This is a genomic window from Arthrobacter sp. TMN-50, from assembly GCF_054511125.1.
The window spans coordinates 96,560-114,956 of sequence record NZ_JBTNDG010000003.1; the positions used below are offsets into that span (position 1 = coordinate 96,560).

The following is an 18,397-nucleotide window of genomic DNA, read 5'->3' on the forward strand; positions in this document are numbered from 1 at the left end:
ACTGTAGGCAGGTACAGCTGTGAAGGGCATGGGTAGGAAGTACCCGTCTTAGGCAACTACTTACGTAGTTCTTGCGGGGCTCCGACGATCCGCCACCGGTTGCCTGCATTGACCCGGCTGGATACGCAGCCTAGAATTTTATCCAATCAGCAGAAGTGTCATTCCACGATGTGAAAGCTATTCACCGAGTGCACCGCAGCCGATCCGTATAACGAAGGGGTTCTACGCCAATGCCACTGCACACCAACTCCACGTCAGCCGTCCTGGACGGCTGCCGCACCACCTCGGTTTCCGAGGCGGACCGCCTCGATGCCAGTACTGACCGATCGGGTTTCGTGGCCGAGTCCCTGCCGGACGGAGTTGTCTTCGCTGAGACAGCTGACGACGTCGTCACCACCATGCGCCTCGCCGCCGCCCACCGCACCCCGATCGTCACCCGCGGGGCAGGCACCGGGCTAGCTGCCGGTTCGTCGGCCCGCGCTGGCGAGATTGTCCTCGACGTGTCCCGGATGAACAAGATTCTGCGCATCGACCCGGTGGAGCAACTCGCCGTCGTCGAGCCGGGTGTGCTGAACGCCGAACTGAACGCGGCCGCCGGGGAGTACGGCCTGTTCTACGCGCCGGACCCTGCGAGCACTGCGATCTGCTCCATCGGTGGCAACGTGGCCACCAACGCCGGGGGCATGCGGTGCGCGAAGTACGGCGTCACCCGCGAGGCGGTGCTGTCTCTGAACGTGATTCTCGCCGATGGCCGCGAGCTCCGGACAGGCCGCGAAACCATGAAGGGCGTTTCCGGGTACGACCTCAATGCGTTGATCGTGGGGTCCGAGGGAACACTCGGCGTCGTCACCGAGGCGACCTTGCGGCTCCGCCCGCTGCCGGTGGCGACCGCGACCGTCGCCGCATTCTTCCCGGACTTCGCCACCGCAGCCCAGGCGGCTTCGGCCGTGATCGCGTCCCGGATCCAGCCCTCGATGCTGGAACTGATCGACGGTCAGACGCTTGAGGCCATCGACATGGCGATGGGCACCACCTACCGGTCGCAGGGCGGAGCCTTCCTATTGGGTCAGACCGACGGGTACGGCGCTCACCTGGAACAGGACGTGCTGATCGAGGCAATCAGGCCGTTCGCCACATCCATCGAAAAGGCAACCGACGACGAACACGCCGCCCAGCTGATCACTGCCCGCCGCGAAGCCATTCCCTGCCTGGAGAAGCTGGGTCGGGTCTCGATCGGCGACATTGGCGTCCCACGTGGCCGGCTCGCCGAGGTGGCTGTTGGGCTTAAGGACATCTCCGAACGCACCGGGGTACGGATCTACTCCGTGGTTCACGCCTCCGATGGGAATCTGCACCCGATGCTCGTCCTCAACCCCGAGGACTCGGTCACTGAGGGTCCAGCCAAGGTGGCGCTTGGGGAAATGTTCTACCTGGCGAAGAGCCTCGGTGGGACCCTTACCGGCGAGCACGGCATCGGACTCCTCAAACGCGATTGGCTGCTGCCCGAACTCGGCGAAGTGTCCCTGGATGTGATGCGGTCCATCAAGGACGCCCTCGACCCCCACGGGCTCCTCAACCCGGGCAAGGCCATTTAGCCCGTCCCGGCCCCGGGCCGCCTCCAGGCGCCAGAAAAGTGGCCGGGCCGCAGGGAAGACACCACAAAAGTGCCGTAGCTGCAGGGAAGTGGTTGCCCCACCACGATCCTGCACCTACGGCACTTTTCCACGCGAACCGACAGCCCGATGCCTAGGAAGGTGGTGCCGCGGTACTTCCCCCGGGAGGTTCAACGGTCAGCCCGGACCGTTTGAGCAGCGCGTAGGTCTTCGGGTGCTGAGGCCTGAAGAAAACCTCATCAGGCGTGCCCTTCTCGACGATAATGCCCTGATCCATCACCACGATGATGTCGGCGATATCGCGCGCGAACTGCATCTCATGCGTGACGATCACCATCGTGGTGCCCTGGGACGCAATACGCTTGATCACCGTCAACACCTCCTCCACGAGCTCCGGGTCCAGGGCCGACGTCGGCTCGTCGAACAGCATGACGCTTGGATCCATGGCGAGGGCCCGGGCGATCGCGACGCGCTGCTTCTGACCGCCGGACAGTCTCGAGGGATAGTTGTCCTTGCGATCCAGCAATCCCACTCTCTTCAGGTTTTCAAGGGCGTGTTCTTGCGCCTCGTTTTTGGACATCTTCTTGACGTCCTGCAGGGGCGCCATGACATTACCCAGGGCAGTCTTGTTCAGGAAAAGGTTGAACTGCTGGAAGACCATACCGAGGTCAGTTCGTTTCTTCGCCGTGATGGAAGCCTTTTCATCGATCAGTTTCCCGCCACGCTCCTCGTATCCCACGAGGTGTCCATTGACCAGGATCCGACCGCCGTCGATCGTTTCCAGTTTGTTCATGCAGCGTAGAAGGGTGCTTTTGCCGGATCCACTGGAGCCGAGGATGACGACAGTCTCACCCTTATGGACGTCCAGGTCGACGCCCTTCAGGACCTCAATCTTGTTGACTTCCCGCCGCTGCCCCCGGAGGCGCTGCAGTAGACCGGGACTTTTTGTCACGGTGAACGTCTTGTGGACGTCCCGGACACTTACGATCACTTCGTCAGACATGAACCCTCGCCCTCTTCTCCAGTGCACTCACAATTCGCGATAGCGGAAGGCTAATCAACAGGTAGAGCAGCGCGGCCGCCGTGTAGATCTGGGTCGTCTCGAAGGTCTGGGCGTTGATGATGTTGGCCGTCTTCAGGATCTCGGTCACGGCGATGACCGAGGTCAGGGCCGTGTCCTTCACCATTGCAATGAAGTAATTGCCGATCGGTCCCAGCGACACGATGAAGGACTGCGGGAGCACGACTTTCCATAACGCTTTACCTGGCGTATAGCCCAGCGACAGCGCTGCCTCGGTTTGGCCTGCCTCGACGGAGAGGATCGCGGAGCGGAACACCTCCGACAGGTAGGCCGCATAGTTCAGGCCCAGGCCGAGGATTCCCGCAGGGATGGGATCGATATTCACGCCAATTGCCGGCAGAACAAAGAAGATGTACACCAGCTGCACGAGCAGCGGCGTCCCCCTCATGATCTCCACGTAGACAATGGCGATTCCCCGAAGGAGCCTCGACTTTGAAATCCTGGCGAGAGCCAGCAGCAGCCCGAGGACGAGGGCCAGCACCATCGCCCCCAGGGCAAGCTGGATGACGATCGGCGATGCCGCAAGAAGCCGTGGGAAATAGCTGAGCGTGCCTTGGATAAAATCGATGGCCGGGTCTCCCTTTCAACCTTGGTGGAGCAATACGGAATGGTCAGTCGACGGCGTTGCTTTCGGTCAGCCCGTATTTGGTCAGGATTTCCATGTACTCGGGAGTGGCCTTCAACTCAGCGAGACCGGAGTTCAGTTCCTCAAGCAGTTCTGGGTTGTCCTTCGGCACAGCCGCTCCTATCAGACCCGGGAAGAAGGGTTCATACGGGTCCACGATCTTGATGGCATCGTTGGGATTTTGCACCAGGCTGTAGGCGACAACTGCGGCGTCGGTGAAGACGACGTCGACCTGCTTGTTCTCGACTGCCGTCAGCAGCGCTGCCTGCGAGTCAAAGTATTTGATTTCCTCTGGCTCGAGCGACTCCGCCAGCTCAATGAAGGTGGTGCCGGTCTGGACGCCAATCACCGTTCCCTTGGCATCGTCACGGTTGGTCATGGTCGAGTCCCCGGGCACCACCATGCCTTCACCCTGCTGGTACCAGGTGTCAGTGAAGTTCACCTCTTCTTTGCGGACATCCGTGATGTACATGGCGTCGACGACGGCGTCGGCCTTGCCTGCCTGAATGGCCGGAATCAGGGTGGCGAATTCGGAAACGAAGACCTCAACCTCCCAGCCCTTCGTCTCGGCGATCCAGTTGATCATTTCCCCGTCGATGCCCTGAAGGGCTCCGGCTTCGTCGGTAAAGGAGAAGGGCGCATCATTCGAGGTGGCGATGGTGATCTTCTCGATGGCTTCACCTTCCCCGCCTCCAGACTCGCTTTCGGTGGATGCTCCTCCCCCGCACGCGGCCAAGGTGAGGGCGATTCCGAGGGCCCCCGCTACGAACGATGCTCTGGCGCGATTGCTGTTCATGCTTGCTCCTTGATTGATGATGCTTCGGTCTCAAATCGGGTGATGCGGAGGTCAGCGGTACGTTGGTGCGCTGCCATCTCCTCATAGGCGGAAATCTCGGATACGAGGGGTGCCAACTCCATGGTCGCGGCACGCTCGATACGCTGGAATGTCAGGGGCTTCAGGAATCGTGAAACAGACAGGCCAGCCGAGGAGCGCGCACCGCCACCGGTGGGCAGCACATGGTTCGTTCCGGTGATGCCCTTGTCAGAATAGGCCACTGTGGACCATTCCCCCAGAAAGAGCGATCCGTAATTTGTCAGGTTCTTTTGGAAGTAATCGTCGTCGGCGGTGATAACTTCCAAATGCTCGGGCGCAAGGACATCCATCAACTCGACGGCGGTGGCGTTGTCCTCGGTGACATAGACAGTGCCGTAGTCCCGCCAGGCAGCCCCCGCGATATCCCGGGTGCTCAGATCAATCAGCTGGCGGTCCACCTCGGCGATGACAGCGACGGCGAGCTCCCGCGACGTCGTCACGAGTGCAGCAGGCGATTGCGGGCCATGCTCGGCCTGCCCTAGAAGGTCGGCGGCGACGAGAACCGGGTCGGCGGTGTGATCGGCGATGATGGCGACCTCAGATGGGCCCGCCAGCAGATCCATGCCCACCCGCCCGAAAAGCTGCCGCTTCGCTTCGGTGACGTAGGCGTTGCCCGCACCGACGAGCATATCCACCGGCTGTTCTCCCAGCAGTCCGAAAGCCATACCGGCCAGTGCCTGAACACCGCCGACGACGAACGCTCTGTCGACGCCCGACAGATAGGCAGAGTAAAACACTGCCGGGTTGCCAGCCGTCGGCGAGGTTGGTGGCGAACAAGCGATTACGGTGGGCACGCCCGCCGTTTTCGCTACCCCGACAGTCATAAATGCACTCGCAAGGATGGGAAACCGGCCGGCGGGCAGGTACGCCCCAACCCGTTTTACCGGGATATATCGCTGACCTACGACCACTCCAGGCATCATTTCCGCCTCGAAGTCCTGTAGGTGCTCGAGCTGAAGCCCGGCGAACTTTTTGGTGCGTTCCGCTCCTGCCTCAAGGGCTGCGCGGAGTTCCGGTTGTAGCGCGTCGCCTGTCCGGTGGAGGGCGTCCGCGTCCATCTCGATGTCGCCGCCCGCCCAATGGTCCAGGACCTTGGAATATTCGGCGACGGCGTCGCGCCCGCCTTTTTCGATGGTGGACAGCATCTCTGACACCGTCTCAACGACCTTCGGGAGTCGCTGTGCCGGCACTCCACCGATGGCGGCGCCCTTGAGACATTCGTATGATCCCGTTATGAAAGAGGCGTAGTGCGCGTTGAGTTCCATTGGGTGAGCTTAGGACACGGCCGAGCATAGGGGAAGCCTCCCTTTACCGATATTAGGTATAGGTTTCTCCTATGACTTTGAATCAGCTTCGCGCCTTTCTTGCGGCCTATAGCTGCCGCTCCATCAGTGCTGCAGCCAAAGAATTGGGCATCAGCCAGGCTTCGGCCTCAGAGCTGATCTCTCGTCTGGAGCAGGAACTTGGGGTGTCGCTTTTCCTTCGCACCCCCAAAGGTCTGTCGCCGGAGTCAGCAGCGGAGGAACTGCGCCCCCATGCCCTTGAGTGCGTCAACTCCGCGCGGCACGGAGCCGAAGCCGTCCGGGCGCTGCAGACGCTGACCGGCGGCGTATCAACTTTTGGCGTTCTTCGGTACGCCGCCAACTACGATCTCGCGGACCTCGTGGTGCAGTTCAACCAGAAGTACCCCGGGGTAAGGGTGCGCATGATCGGACTGAATTCGCACGTCGTAGCCGCATCGGTGGCGAGCGGAGAAATCGAGTGTGGCCTAGTGGTCCTGCCCGTGGACAGCGACAACCTAAAGATCCGGCAACTCGCTCGCGACGAGGTGTACTACATCTCATCAACGAGACCCGCCGATGCAGGACCGGTGACCATTCAGGAACTGGCCGCCGCAAAACTTGTCCTCTATGACGCTCATGCCCAGTGGAAGGACCCGACGCGCCGACAGCTGCGGGATCGCGCCAACCTGGCCGGGCTTTCCATCGAGGCGCAGATGGAAGTCGAACACGCAGAGACCGCGTACAGCCTCGTGGCGGCTGGAGCGGGAGACTCTTTCATGGCCCGCGGCATCCTCGAGTCCTTGCGGCGCGAAGATAAGGTGCGGAGCTTCCCGTTCGCCGAGCCACTTTACGACACGATCGCGCTTGTGCAACGAAAGAACGGCTACCTCTCACCCGCCACCCGTCGGTTCTCCGCCTTCGCCGAGCACGCTGTCGCCGCCCAAAGCGGGCTGACCAGCCTGGTCTAGCGGTCCTTCCGCTTTCCGCGCCACCCCGGCCCCCGACACCCGGAACCCGGCACCTCAACCTCAGGAAAGTGGCCGAGTCGCAACCCGACCCCAGAAAAGTGGCCGAGCCGCAGCCCGACCCCAGAAAAGTGGCCGAGCCGCAGGATAGTGGTTGCCCAACAGCGATTCTGCGGCTCCAGCACTATTCCACGGTTCAGGGGCGGCGTCCGGGTCTTGAAACACCGCCCCTGGTACTGCGGGTGCGTCTAGACGCGGTCCCGAGTGTCGACGTCGTCAATGTCATCGTCCCTGCTGCGGACGTCGTCCCGACCGTCTCGAGAACCGTCACCACGGATATCATTGCGACCGCCGCCCCGGACGTCGCTGCGGAGATCGCCTCGGGCGTCGCTTCTGGTGTCATCCCGACCGTCCCGGGAACCGCCGCCAACTCGCGACAAGGCATCCTTACCCTGGAAGCGCATCATCCATCGGGCCAGGAAGACCAGCCCGATCAGCAGCGCCGCCAGCACAAAGGTGCCGAGGTTCAGGCCGAAGCCGAAGATGAACAGTGACGCAACAGCACCGGCTGCCAGGCAGTAATACAGGGTCACAAGGATGGTCTTACGCAGCAGGTCACCCTCGCGCCCCAACAGGCCAACCGTTGCGGAGGCCGCCACGATGTTGTGGATCGCAATCGGGTTGCCGCCTGCACCACCTACCGCTTGAGCGGCAACTACCTGCTCCGGTGGAACCCCGATGGCCACACCGGTGGAGAACTGGAACTGGGCGAAGGTCAGGTTCGACACGGTGTTGGACCCGGCAACAAACGCTCCCAGCGCACCGATGAACGGCGCGACGACTGGCCAGGCGGTTCCAGAAATTGCAGCAGCACCCTCGGCAAGAGTTACCGGCATGCTCGACAGCCCCGACGCATTGAGATCCGGGCCCGACTGGATCAGCACCCTCACCAGCGGAACCGCGAACAGAAGCGCCACAGCAGTTCCGGCGAGCTGCTTGCCCGACACCTTGATTGTCTCGGCAATCTGCTTCCCGCTCATCCGGTGCAGAAGGTATCCGAAGACCGCGGCGATGATCATCAGGAACGCCGGTGAGTAGAACGGCTGCACGTTGGTGGTGATCCCGGTTCCGAGAATGTTCTCGAACGGAATCTTGATGTCGGTGAGGAAGGTCTTCACCGGCGCGATAACGCGCGTCGATACCAACAGCAAACCCATCAGCACATACGGCGCCCAGGCACTGACGATGCTCAGGTGTGCGGGAGAATCACTGGCTTTGGAGGGTTCAATGCTGCCCATCCAGCGATCGGACCACGAGGACCGCGGCCCGAAGTCGAACGTGTCCTTCGGCATAAGGAAGCCCCTGCTGGAAGTAAACATCACCAGCACCAGCCCGAACAGCCCGCCAAAGAGAGATGGGAACTCGGGGCCGAGGAAGCGAGCCACCAGAACGTAAGGCACGGTCATTGCGAGCGAGGAGTAGATGGCGAACGGCCACACCGCGAGACCGTCGCGGAACCGCCGCTCAGGCCCGAAAAAGCCGGTGAGCATGCAGACCAAGATCAGGGGAATCAGGATGCCCACGATGGCGTGGATGACGGCCACCTGGAAACCGATGTTCGAAACAAACTCCGGCATGGTCAGCCCGAGCACGGCAATGCGCTCCTCTACGGCCGGGTCTCCGCCCAGTCCGTTCGTGACGCCCACGAGGATGGGGGTGCCGACCGCGCCAAAGCTCACCGGCGTGCTCTGGATGATCAATCCCACCATGACGGCGGCCATCGCCGGGAAGCCCATGGCCAAGAGCAACGGTGCGACGACGGCGGCCGGGGTACCAAAACCGGATGCCCCTTCGATGAAGCTACCGAACAGCCAGCCGATAATGATGGCCTGGACCCTACGGTCCGACGAAATATTGTCGAACCCGGCCCGGATAGTGGCCATACCACCACCGATAGTCAGCGTCGAGAGCAGCAGCAGCGCGCCAAAGACGATGTAGAGCAGGGTCGCGGCCACGATTAGCCCTTCGAGCGACGCCGCGATAATTCCGGTAAAGTCCATTTTCCAGACGAGCAACGCCACTAGCACAGCCAGAACGTACCCAACCGGCATTGCATATTTCGCGGGCCATCTGAACCCGGCCAATAGCACCCCCACCACAAGGATCGGCGCCAACGCCAGCAGGCTCAGCACGGCTAGATTATCCATAATTCAGTCCCCTTTGACTGTGTTCATCGCGATCTTACAGCTAGCTAAAATCCACATTGTGGAATAATTTTTCCCCTAATGGATATGACATTAGGTGTGACCACGGTCTCAGTCAATGGTTTGCCCGCGTTTCGGGCTGACGTGGAGCTCTGGTGCGACCAGCGGTAGTTGACTAGCGGTCGGCGTCGTCCCACCCTTCCCTTAGGTGCATCCGTTCGCCTTGCCGACCGAACAGGCTAAGGAACTCGACCGGGTGATTATCCGGTGGCCCAAACCAGTGCGGCACCCGGGTATCGAATTCCGCGGCCTCCTGGCAGAATGATCGCGACCGGCGACGGCGGCGCTACCAACGTTCCGGGCGTCTGGGCCATCGGCAACGCGGCGCACATGCACCTCCAGGTGCTCGCCTCCGCAGCGGACGAATCCTGGACGGGAGCGATGATTAACATGAACCTTATGGAGGAGGAACTGCAGCACGACCTTGCGGCGTATCGCGCCATCGGCACTGACCCCTCCCAGCCTGACTCGACCACCACCCTTTCCGAATCCACTTTGTCCGACTCAGCCATACCCGACTTCGCGAAGGTAACCACACCATGACATCCCCCGACCACCAGCACGCCCACGACGCGCATTCGGACGAAACTGTCGAGTTCGATCAGACCTATTGGGACGGCATCTACAACGAACGGCCGATGATCTGGAGCGGCAAACCCAACCCGCAGCTCGTGACCGAGGCCGCTGACCTGACACCGGGTGCAGCGCTCGACGTCGGCAGCGGCGAGGGGGCTGACGCCAACTGGCTGGCACGCCACGGCTGGACCGTCACCGCCGTCGACATCTCCCAGGTGGCGCTCGCCCGCGGTGCGGCGAACGCCGCATCCGATGCGGAGTCCGCCGCACGCATCACCTGGACCCGCCAGGACCTGCTGCAATGGGCACCGCCAGAGTCCTCGTTCGATCTCATCTCGGCCCAATTCATGCAGCTCCCGAAGGAGGAGCGCGAACCGCTGTTCACTCGGCTGGCGGCAGCCGTGGCTCCCGGCGGCATTCTGCTGGTTGTGGGTCACCATCCGACCGACATGGAATCGGGTGCGCACCGGCCGCCGCGCCCCGGCCTCTTCTACACCGCCGAAGAAGTCGCACTGCTGCTGGACCCGGAGCGGTGGGAGATCATGATCGAGTCCCGCGAAAGGATCCAGAATCACGACGGCGCCAGTTTCACCATCCACGACACCGTGCTGCGGGCGCGCCGAACGGCGTCGAGTAGCTAAACCGTGAGGTCGGTGGCCTGACACATCGGGCCCGGCCCGCGTCGTCGAGCAGGGCGCTTGTCAGAGCAGCGCTCTCTACCAGCCAGACAATCCGGTGTGGGTCTGGGTGCCAGTGTCGCGACCGTCTGTCTCGGTGCGGAACGGGTGCTGGTCCAGTACAGGAAGGTGCGTGTCGAGCCCGACCGGTTGCTGCGCTGGCCTGCCCAAAAGATATCCCTGCCCTGCGAGCACTGGCTCCCCGCCTACCATGACGTTCCCGGGTTGCAACAGGGCGGTCAACATCCGGTCTTCTTCGATACCCTCAGCCACCACCCACCCGCCTGTTCGTCGGACGAAGGTCATCGCTGCGGCGACGATAGCCGCTGATGAGGGGTCCGTGCCAAGCCGTGAGACCACCTCCCCGTCGATTTTGATGATGTCGAACCGGACCAGGGTGAGGGCACGCAGGCCAGCGTTGCTGCGGCCCATGTCGTCCAGGGCCAGCCGGAAGCCGGCCCCATGCGCCCTGGCGAGGGTGCGGATTGGTTCTGGGTGGTCCAACCCGGCCTGTTCTGTCACCTCCAGGACGACGTCCGCCGGTTCCAGGCCAACCGCGGTCAGCGATGAAATGAGGGCTTCAATATCAAGGTGTGCGAGGGCATCAGGATGGACATTCAGGAACAGTAAGCCTTCCCACCGCCGTTTCCGCACCCACGTGAGCACCGTGTCCCGGGCCCGGGCGTCCAGCGCAGCAGCTAGGCCGAGCCGTTCGGCGAGCTCGAAGGCCTCATGGGGGCCAGAAATCGGAGAGCCTGCCGGTAACCGCAACAGCGCCTCATGGGCCAGCACCACGCCTCGGCGCAGATCCCAGATCGGTTGGAAGGCCACCGAGATCGGTGTGTCACCGGCGACCAGCGCCGTCAAGGCATCAATCTTCTCGCCACTGACGGTGTGGCCGGTTGCCATGGCCGTGAAGGTCACGCTCTGACGGCGTCCCCGACGTTTCGCCTCATAAAGAGCGGCGTCGGCGCGCTCCCACAGTTCCTGTAGCGCCGCCGGATCAGCCACGGTGCTCGAGGCAATGCCGGCGCTGAAGGTCACACCGACGAACCTTCCGACCAGGGCGCTCCGAACCCGTTCGAGCGCCTCAACCGTTTGATCCTCGTCGCTGCCGGGCAAAATGATCGCGAACTCGTCTCCGCCGAGCCGGAACGCGGTGTCCGATGCGCGCAATTCCGTGAAGGAATCCGCGAGGCCACCCAGAACGCGGTCGCCATGGCTGTGTCCCAGCCGGTCATTGACCTGTTTGAAACCATCCAGATCAACCAGGGCTAGCGTCACCGTTGCTTCTTTACGGTGGGTCAGGGCCGCCTCAAGCGTCGGCTTGAACGGGCGCCGGCCCGGCAAGTTCGTCAACGCGTCCACGTCTGCTTCCCGCTGCGCACGCAATTGGCGGCGGTGCAGGGTGCGCCCGCCAAAAAAATACGACAACGGAATCGCGATCAGCACCGCCATCAGCAGTCCCAGCACCTTACGCAATCGCAAGTCATTGACCAGACCAGTGACGATGTCCGCGCGCTGGTCGATTTCCAGAATGAATGCCCCCTCCGGTGAGGACACCGGCAGGATAAATTCGTACCTTCCGTCCGACTCTTCGCCCTCATCTGCTTCCATCTCAACGGTTGCCTGGCCCGTGGACAGCACTTCGGCCAGACGACCCGGATCAACATGGTGCGAATCGTCAACACCGGCCCTGCCATCGGCTGTGCTTGCGATTAACCGGTTTTGCGCGTCAAACAATCCCACATAGACCGTGCCGTAACTGAGTCCGAGGTGACGTATCTCGTCAGCGATCGCTTCGCTCCGGATGGTCGGGTCTGACTCCGCTGCCAAGACCTCCTCAACCCCTGAGGCTAGCGCTCCATAGCTCAGCAGGGAGTCCTGCAGCGCACGGTCTACAATCTGCTGGTGCCCAAGGCCATAATCCGCCAACCCTGCCAGCAGCATGGCCGACGAAAGCGCTAGTACCCACCGGGCCATGAAAGGTAACCGTGAATGTCTGACGGTCCAGGCACCTCCCGCATGCTCGGCACCCTGAGCAGCCTGCACGTCGCTGCGCCGCGTCCGATTGAACAACCGGTGATAATCCATACCCCACCCACCCTGGTAACGCAGCCCCCCGGCCGCCCCGCCAGATTTCAGATGGCGGATACCCCTCAAGATAGCCTAGTTACCACCAGAAAAAGGCACATGCGTGTCGTATTTCAGTTCTGGGAAGAAACCGGCCCCTTCGTGCCTTATAGAAGGGGAACTGCACGCAGCATCCCTATTGAAGGAATCCCATGACGCATCAACACACACCTGTCGCGGCCACCACCGCGCAGACCATCTTCCGGGTTGCCCTTGGCGGCGTCCTGGTGGCCCACGGTTCGCAGAAACTCTTCGGCTGGTTTGGCGGCGGAGGCATCGACGGCACCAGCAAGGGCATGGACGCGATGGGTTTCCGCCCGGCCAAAACCAGTGCCGTCCTCGCCGGGCTGGGTGAGGCTGGCGCCGGGTTGGCCCTCGCCGTCGGCCTCGGCACCCCGGTCGCTGGTGCTGCCGCGGCCACCACCATGGGCGTCGCAGCCAGCGTTCATGCCCCTAACGGTTTCTTTGCAACCGATGGTGGGTTCGAGTACCCGGCGGTGTTGGGCGTTGCCGCAGCATCCTTCGCGATTGCCGGAGCAGGCGCGGTGTCACTGGATTCGATCACCGGACACGTTCTGGATCGGCCATGGATGCGCGCGACGGCGCTGGCCGCCATTCCCGTTGCGATCGGTATCCAGCTGTACCGTCGTCACCAGACCCTGGCGGCAGACGCCAAGCCTGCATCAGCAACCACGCCGGTAGCCGAAGGCTCCACCGACCCCGCCTAACCAGCAGCGTCGCCCCCCTCAGTGGCCGTGCGCCGGGACACCGGTGTGCGGCCACTGGCTATAGCTGACGATGGCACGTCCTGCCGGGTCCTTCCCACGGCCAGTGACACAATGAGTGCCATGACGGCAATCGTCCTCGGCTGGGATCCGGATCGGCGCGACGGGTGGCAGTTCCCCTACACCTCGATCCTCGACACCCTGCGCATCACCGGGTTCGCCACCGTCGCGTGGCCTGTCTCCTCCGCAGCGATCCCATGCGCCGAGGCGTGGATCGTCCTGCAGGGCACCACCGAACGCGGTCTCCTCGGTCATGGGATAGTCACCATGTCAGCCGACGACGGCGCCTCCCTGACCGTCGACGTCGACCTGCTTCTCCCCCGTGGTGAACACATCCCCGAACCAATGCTGCTCAGCCGGGTGCCGAGTCTCGCGTGGGACACCCTGCTAACTACCGGAATCCGACTCGACGCGACCGATGAACAGCTGTTGCGCGCCGTATGGGCCGACCACGTGCCGTCGTCGGACACCGATCCCGTAAACCCCACCCCCGGCACCCTGCCCACAAGCGCACTGACGCGGACCTCGGTGAACCGCTACGAGCGCGACCCGGAGGCGCGCAGGCTCTGCGTTGCCCACCACGGGACCGGCTGTTCCGCGTGCGGATTCAACTTCGAGGCGACCTACGGCGAGTTCGGGCGCGGCTTCATCCAGGTACACCATATTGTGCCGGAAGCCCAGCTCACCGCCGACTATGTGCTGGATCCGGTCACCGATCTGGTTCCGTTGTGCCCCAACTGCCACACGATGGCGCACCGTCGGACGCCTCACCCGTTTTCGCCGGCCGAGCTTCGACGGCTGATCCGCGAATCGGTGCATCTGGAGGGGTCCATTGTCAGCCCGGCGGAGTTGCGGGCGCAGGCGGACGCCCGCCGGATTCTGGGACCCAGCTGACGCTTGTTACCCGCTTTCGGGGCTGACCCCGACCCTCGGGAAGGATCGAGGCTTTATTCTTTCCGACCTGCCGAGGCGAGAACAGAGGCCAGCAGCCCCGGGAAAACCGCATCCAGATCTTCCTTACGCAGGCTATTCATTCGAGCAGTGCCCTCGTACCGCTGCCGCACGATGCCGGCTTCACGGAGCACCCGGAAGTGGTGTGTGCTGGTCGACTTAGTAACCGGAAGGTGAAAAGCGCTGCACGACAACTCAGCTCCGGATTCCGCCAGCGTAGCCACAATATTCAGCCGAAGCGGATCCGAGAGCGCCTGCAACACCTCTGTGAGCCGGAGCTCCTCAACCAGCGGGTGCCCCACCTGCCGCGGGAGGGGTTCTGCACTCATGGCTGGGCTCCTTCGAATGGACATCTAGTACGACAAAAGTTGTACTAAGGCTTCCATCGTTGTACGTTTATTATCGTACCAACCAATCGACCGATAGGCATCGCTATGGCTGACACCACACTTTTTGACACCGCATCCGTCGGGGGTCTACAGCTCTCCAACCGCACCGTCATGGCGCCGATGACCCGCTCCCGGGCCGACGACGACGGCGTCCCCACCGATATGATGGCCACCTACTACGCTCAGCGGGCGTCAGCCGGTCTCATCGTTTCCGAGGGCACGCAGCCCAACGCCCAGGGCCAGGGTTATCCCTTCACCCCCGGTCTGCACACCACTGAGCAGGTTGCCGGCTGGCGCTCCGTCACTGACGCCGTGCATGCCGAAGGCGGCAAGATCTTCGCCCAGATCATGCACACCGGCCGCATCGGCCACCCCAGCCTGCAGCCCAACGGCCAGACCCCGCTGGCACCATCTGCCGTACTCCCCGCCGGTCAGGTCTTCACCGCCGACGGCATGCAGGACTTCGTTGTCCCCCAAGCCATGACGCTGCAGGAGATTACCGACACCATTGCCGATTACGCCACGGCTGCCCGCCTCGCCGTCGACGCCGGGTTCGACGGCGTCGAAATCCACGGCGCGAATGGTTACCTTCCCCACCAGTTCCTCGCGAGCAGCACCAACCAGCGCACCGACGAATACGGCGGCTCACCGGTGGCACGCACCCGTTTCCTCGTCGAAGTGATGGAGGCAGTCGTTGAGGCCATCGGCGCCGAGCGGGTCGGCTTCCGACTTTCCCCCGGCAACGACTTTAACGACATTTCCGAGGATGACGTCCTCGAAACGTACACCTCACTCCTCGAGCAGCTGGTACCGCTCGGCCCCGCATACCTTCACATCATCGAAGCCCGCGAGGACGAGGTCAACGAGCGCATTCTGGCGCTGTGGAAGGGAACGCTCATCGTCAATCCGTCCCCTCTGGTCCAGAACCAGGACGCCGCCGACAAGGAACGCGCCGACCAGTGGCTGGCACGGGGCGCAGACCTCATTGCATTCGGCCGCATGTTTATCGCCAATCCCGACTTCGTGGAGCGGCTCGCCACCGATGCCCCGCTCAACGAGGCCGATGGCAGCACCTTCTACGGTGGCACCGAGGTGGGCTACATCGACTACCCCACCCTCGTCACCACCTCCTAGCCGCACCCGCCACGCCTGCCTCCCGTCGCACCTGCGCGGCGCTAGGCAGGCGTGGGCGGGATCCAAGCCGTCACAATGCGCCATCACAGTTGCCCGGGACGCGACTGCGTACCGGGCGTGGAATCATGGATCCCGTGAATCTCCATACTGATCAGGCAACCGCCGACGACGCCGAGCGGCTCGCCGGGCTGGCCGCCGTCACGTTCCCGCTCGCCTGCCCTGCCTCCTCGCGGCCCGAGGACATTGAGCACCACATCGCGACCGAACTCTCGCCGACCCGGTTCCTCGAGCACCTCGCAGATCCGGGTAAAACCTTGCTGTGCCTGCGCGACGGCGACCGCCTTGCCGCGTACAGCATGCTCATCGAGGGCGACCCCGCCGACGCTGGGGTGCGGTCATCCCTCTCGATGTTTCCTACCATCGAGCTCAGCAAGTTCTATGTCCACCCTGACCATCACGGGCGTGGACAGGCCGCCACACTGATGCAGGCGACGCTTGAAGTGGCGGCCGAAAAGGGCGCAGCAGCGGTGTGGCTAGGTACCAATGACGAGAACCATCGCGCCGTTCGGTTCTACGAAAAGCACGGCTTCACCAGGGTGGGCGTGAAAACCTTCCGCCTGGGCGCCGGCGTCGAGAACGACTTCATCCTCGAACTGGAACTCTCTGAGCGGAGCTAGCTTTCGGGTTCGGTCCTGAACCCGATCAGCTTGTGGCTGCCGTCGCAGTAAGGCTTGATCACCGAAGCCCCGCACCGGCAGAGGGCAACGGTTTTGCGGCTACGGCGCAACTGATTACCGTCCGGGTCGACAATGTCGAAATCTCCGCGGACCAGCAAGGGCCCATCGGGGAAGGCGACAATGGTCTGGCGCGGTCCGGTCGACACCGCAGCGTCGGCAGTAGGCATATCGGCGGGGGCTACGCCGGCGGCGCTATCCCCTGGAGCGCCCACGTCGTCGCCTGGATCGGCGCTCATGCTGTGACCGGAGCCAATGAGCGAAGCGATGACGTGCCGGCATTCCAGGCATCAAGGATCTGCTCGGTCATCCAGGTGTCAACTATCATCGCTGCCGCGGCACCAAAGAACACGTCCTCAAGCAGCTCCGGTTCCGCCTCAATCAACCCGCCCGCGAGGTCCCTGCCAGCGATCTGCTCGTGGACGGCGTCGGCCTCCACATGTTCGTCGAAGTAGGCGGCGGTCGCATCACTGAATCCGAGGCGCCTGAAACCCCGCGCGTACATCCGGTTCGCCTGCGAGGAGGTCATTTCGTAAGACGCCAGGTGACCGACAATCGCGCCGCGGAGGCGACGGTTGAGGCCGAACATCGACATCAGGTTCGACGACGCCAACGTAATCGCTGGAACTGAATCAATGTAGTTACCGTAGCGGTCGTCGAGCCCCGCTTCCCGCATCGACTGGGCGTAGAGGGCCGAGTGCATCCGGGTGGGCGACCCACCGCCATACTCGTCAGCCTGGATCTCGACCAGGGCTGCCTTGGCCCGACCGGTGAGGCGCGGAATGGCCCACGTGTGCGGGTCGGCTTCCTTGAGCGTGTAGATGGACTTCTGGATCAGAAACTCGCCGACCTGATCCCCGGTCGCTTGCTTGGCCACATACCGGGACATGCTCGGACCGCCGTCCGCACCCGTCAGCTCAAACAGGCCCGCGGCGACGCCGGCGCTGGTGGTCTCCGGCAGCTCCGGAAGGGTCACGGCGGAACGCAACTGCGCTTCGTAGGCACGCTCAAGCTGCCGCCGGACGGCAATCAGGTCAGGGTCCCACTCCCATTCGCCGCCCGTGCCGTCGATGCCGCTGTAATGCAGCTCAAACAGGCAGAACAGGGTCAGCTGGAGATCTTCGTCAAAGGCCAGATCGAGGGTCACCGCGATGGCGTCCTGCACGGCCGCGGCAAGATCGTCAGCGGGGTTGACGGAATCGGAGGTGCTACGTTCCGGGTCATTCAGCATGTCCAGGAGCAGCGTGCTCACTGGGCCGCGAGGCTGAGGTTGTTTCATGACGGGACCCCTATCATTGGGCAGCCAAACACTGGACAGAACTAGTCCTCAGCATACTTGCTATTTGACCGGTTCGCTTCGCCGGGTCGGTCAGACCTCCGCCGACCCCAGCACCGCGTCGTGGCGGAGCACCGCGTGCACGCCCCAGGTTTCGTTGGCAATCTGCGTGATCCGCAGGTCTACCACGGTGCTCGCCAGGGCGAGCGCGTGGGTGCGCCCCATGCCGTAAAGGTCCTGCATCCAGGTGAGCATCGCCTTGAGCGCTTCAGCCGTCGCGAGGTTGAGGTCGGCGTTGAAGCCGAAGGTGATTCTCGCCGTCGGCGTGATCGCGTGGATGGTCTGCAGCGGGGCATCCACAACGACGTCGAGCACCAGCTCGGAGGTCATCCCACACTCGATCGCGGTGCCGCCCACTTCGCCGTCGCCCTGCACCGCATGCCCGTCGCCGACGCTGAGCAGTGCATTGGGCACGGTCACCGGCAGGAACAGGGTGGACCCAACGGTCAGTTCCTTGCAATCGATGTTGCCGCCGCCGTCGGCGCGCGGCGGGGTGGTGGCGAAGTCGCCGGGGCGGTCCGGCGGTACGCCGACGACGCCGAGGAACGGGTTGAGCGCCACGCTCTGTCCCAGCTGGTTGGTCGCCGTTCCCTGCTCCACGTCGATGTCCCACAACAACCATTGCGGGACCCCGCCGTCGACGTCGAGCAGCCGGGTGAACGCGTCATCCTTGCGGCCCGCGTTGGTGAAGCCCCACGGATCGGGTGTGACAGAGACGAAGGTGACAGCCAGCATGTCACCCGGTTTCGCGCCCGCCACAGCGATAGGACCGGTCAGGCAGTGGCCCTTCCGTTCGGTGAAAAGTTGCGGCTTGTCTTCGCCGGGGACGGTCTGGCGTTCCAGATGGCCCCACGCGTCGAGCGAGCGGATCCGCACTGAGTCACCGGGGTTGACCGTGAGTACAGGTGAGGAATCACGGGAGAACACCTGGGTGGCCGTGGCCTGGCTGGGCTCAAGGAAGGGAATGGTCATGGGGT

At 63.2% G+C, this 18,397-nt stretch carries 18 protein-coding genes; 8 read left to right on the forward strand and 10 right to left on the reverse strand.

Annotated elements, in window-relative coordinates:
• Positions 1 to 230 precede the first annotated feature (230 nt).
• Positions 231 to 1,595 (forward strand): FAD-binding oxidoreductase, encoded by a 1,365-nt coding sequence (locus ACX80A_RS06755; RefSeq protein ID WP_459258922.1) that lies wholly within the window; start codon positions 231 to 233, stop codon positions 1,593 to 1,595.
• A 151-nt stretch (positions 1,596 to 1,746) separates the two neighbouring features.
• Here the strand turns inward: ACX80A_RS06755 and ACX80A_RS06760 are convergent, their stop codons facing one another.
• Genes ACX80A_RS06760 through hisD form a run of 4 tightly spaced genes read right to left on the reverse strand, consistent with a single transcriptional unit; the run spans position 1,747 to position 5,458 of the window.
• Positions 1,747 to 2,616, reverse strand: coding sequence for an amino acid ABC transporter ATP-binding protein (locus ACX80A_RS06760; protein ID WP_459258923.1), 870 nt, complete (start codon positions 2,614 to 2,616; stop codon positions 1,747 to 1,749).
• Entirely contained in the window at positions 2,609 to 3,262 is a 654-nt protein-coding gene (locus tag ACX80A_RS06765; RefSeq protein WP_459259043.1) for an amino acid ABC transporter permease, read from the reverse strand. Before ACX80A_RS06765 ends, ACX80A_RS06760 begins: the two co-directional genes overlap by 8 nt.
• 43 nt (positions 3,263 to 3,305) lie before the next feature.
• Positions 3,306 to 4,115, reverse strand: coding sequence for an ABC transporter substrate-binding protein (locus tag ACX80A_RS06770; RefSeq protein ID WP_459258924.1), 810 nt, complete (start codon positions 4,113 to 4,115; stop codon positions 3,306 to 3,308).
• Positions 4,112 to 5,458 (reverse strand): histidinol dehydrogenase, encoded by a 1,347-nt coding sequence (hisD, locus tag ACX80A_RS06775; RefSeq protein ID WP_459258925.1) that lies wholly within the window; start codon positions 5,456 to 5,458, stop codon positions 4,112 to 4,114. The genes ACX80A_RS06770 and hisD overlap by 4 nt, the downstream gene beginning before the upstream one ends.
• A gap of 71 nt (positions 5,459 to 5,529) precedes the next feature.
• Between hisD and ACX80A_RS06780 the strand changes: the two genes are divergently transcribed.
• The gene (locus tag ACX80A_RS06780) at positions 5,530 to 6,444 is read left to right on the forward strand and encodes a LysR family transcriptional regulator (protein ID WP_459258926.1); all 915 of its coding nucleotides are present in this window, start codon (positions 5,530 to 5,532) and stop codon (positions 6,442 to 6,444) included.
• Between the two features lie 245 nt (positions 6,445 to 6,689).
• Here the strand turns inward: ACX80A_RS06780 and ACX80A_RS06785 are convergent, their stop codons facing one another.
• Positions 6,690 to 8,648: an L-lactate permease gene (locus tag ACX80A_RS06785; RefSeq protein WP_459258927.1), complete on the reverse strand. Its 1,959-nt coding sequence runs from the start codon at positions 8,646 to 8,648 to the stop codon at positions 6,690 to 6,692.
• A 318-nt stretch (positions 8,649 to 8,966) separates the two neighbouring features.
• On the opposite strand from ACX80A_RS06785, the gene ACX80A_RS06790 reads away from it, so the two are divergent.
• Positions 8,967 to 9,248 carry a hypothetical protein gene (locus ACX80A_RS06790; RefSeq protein ID WP_459258928.1) on the forward strand — a complete coding sequence of 94 codons (282 nt, stop codon included), beginning with the start codon at positions 8,967 to 8,969 and terminating at the stop codon, positions 9,246 to 9,248.
• Positions 9,245 to 9,922 (forward strand): SAM-dependent methyltransferase, encoded by a 678-nt coding sequence (locus ACX80A_RS06795; RefSeq protein ID WP_459258929.1) that lies wholly within the window; start codon positions 9,245 to 9,247, stop codon positions 9,920 to 9,922. The genes ACX80A_RS06790 and ACX80A_RS06795 overlap by 4 nt, the downstream gene beginning before the upstream one ends.
• Before the next feature lie 75 nt (positions 9,923 to 9,997).
• Here ACX80A_RS06795 and ACX80A_RS06800 read toward each other — a convergent pair whose 3' ends face one another.
• Entirely contained in the window at positions 9,998 to 12,052 is a 2,055-nt protein-coding gene (locus ACX80A_RS06800) for an EAL domain-containing protein (RefSeq protein WP_459258930.1), read from the reverse strand.
• Positions 12,053 to 12,243: 191 nt separating this feature from the next.
• On the opposite strand from ACX80A_RS06800, the gene ACX80A_RS06805 reads away from it, so the two are divergent.
• Both ACX80A_RS06805 and ACX80A_RS06810 read left to right on the forward strand, forming a co-directional pair.
• A complete protein-coding gene (locus tag ACX80A_RS06805; RefSeq protein ID WP_459258931.1) occupies positions 12,244 to 12,819 on the forward strand; it encodes a DoxX family protein in 576 nt (191 codons plus the stop codon).
• Positions 12,820 to 12,939: 120 nt separating this feature from the next.
• On the forward strand, positions 12,940 to 13,770 hold the full coding sequence (locus ACX80A_RS06810) for an HNH endonuclease (RefSeq protein ID WP_459258932.1): 831 nt from the start codon (positions 12,940 to 12,942) through the stop codon (positions 13,768 to 13,770).
• A 53-nt stretch (positions 13,771 to 13,823) separates the two neighbouring features.
• On the opposite strand, the gene ACX80A_RS06815 is transcribed toward ACX80A_RS06810, so the two are convergent.
• Positions 13,824 to 14,156, reverse strand: coding sequence for an ArsR/SmtB family transcription factor (locus ACX80A_RS06815; RefSeq protein WP_459258933.1), 333 nt, complete (start codon positions 14,154 to 14,156; stop codon positions 13,824 to 13,826).
• 105 nt (positions 14,157 to 14,261) lie between these two features.
• On the opposite strand from ACX80A_RS06815, the gene ACX80A_RS06820 reads away from it, so the two are divergent.
• Positions 14,262 to 15,350, forward strand: a complete 1,089-nt coding sequence (locus ACX80A_RS06820; RefSeq protein WP_459258934.1) for an alkene reductase — start codon at positions 14,262 to 14,264, stop codon at positions 15,348 to 15,350.
• A 125-nt stretch (positions 15,351 to 15,475) separates the two neighbouring features.
• Positions 15,476 to 16,027 (forward strand): GNAT family N-acetyltransferase, encoded by a 552-nt coding sequence (locus ACX80A_RS06825; protein WP_459258935.1) that lies wholly within the window; start codon positions 15,476 to 15,478, stop codon positions 16,025 to 16,027.
• Here the strand turns inward: ACX80A_RS06825 and ACX80A_RS06830 are convergent.
• The 3 genes from ACX80A_RS06830 to ACX80A_RS06840 all read right to left on the reverse strand — a co-directional run bounded on the left by ACX80A_RS06830 (position 16,024) and on the right by ACX80A_RS06840 (position 18,392).
• The gene (locus ACX80A_RS06830; RefSeq protein WP_459258936.1) at positions 16,024 to 16,323 is read right to left on the reverse strand and encodes a CDGSH iron-sulfur domain-containing protein; all 300 of its coding nucleotides are present in this window, start codon (positions 16,321 to 16,323) and stop codon (positions 16,024 to 16,026) included. The two genes, ACX80A_RS06825 and ACX80A_RS06830, sit on opposite strands and share 4 nt — an antisense overlap.
• Entirely contained in the window at positions 16,320 to 17,363 is a 1,044-nt protein-coding gene (locus tag ACX80A_RS06835; protein ID WP_459258937.1) for an iron-containing redox enzyme family protein, read from the reverse strand. The genes ACX80A_RS06830 and ACX80A_RS06835 overlap by 4 nt, the downstream gene beginning before the upstream one ends.
• A gap of 90 nt (positions 17,364 to 17,453) precedes the next feature.
• Positions 17,454 to 18,392 carry an acetamidase/formamidase family protein gene (locus tag ACX80A_RS06840; protein ID WP_459258938.1) on the reverse strand — a complete coding sequence of 313 codons (939 nt, stop codon included), beginning with the start codon at positions 18,390 to 18,392 and terminating at the stop codon, positions 17,454 to 17,456.
• Positions 18,393 to 18,397 lie beyond the last annotated feature (5 nt).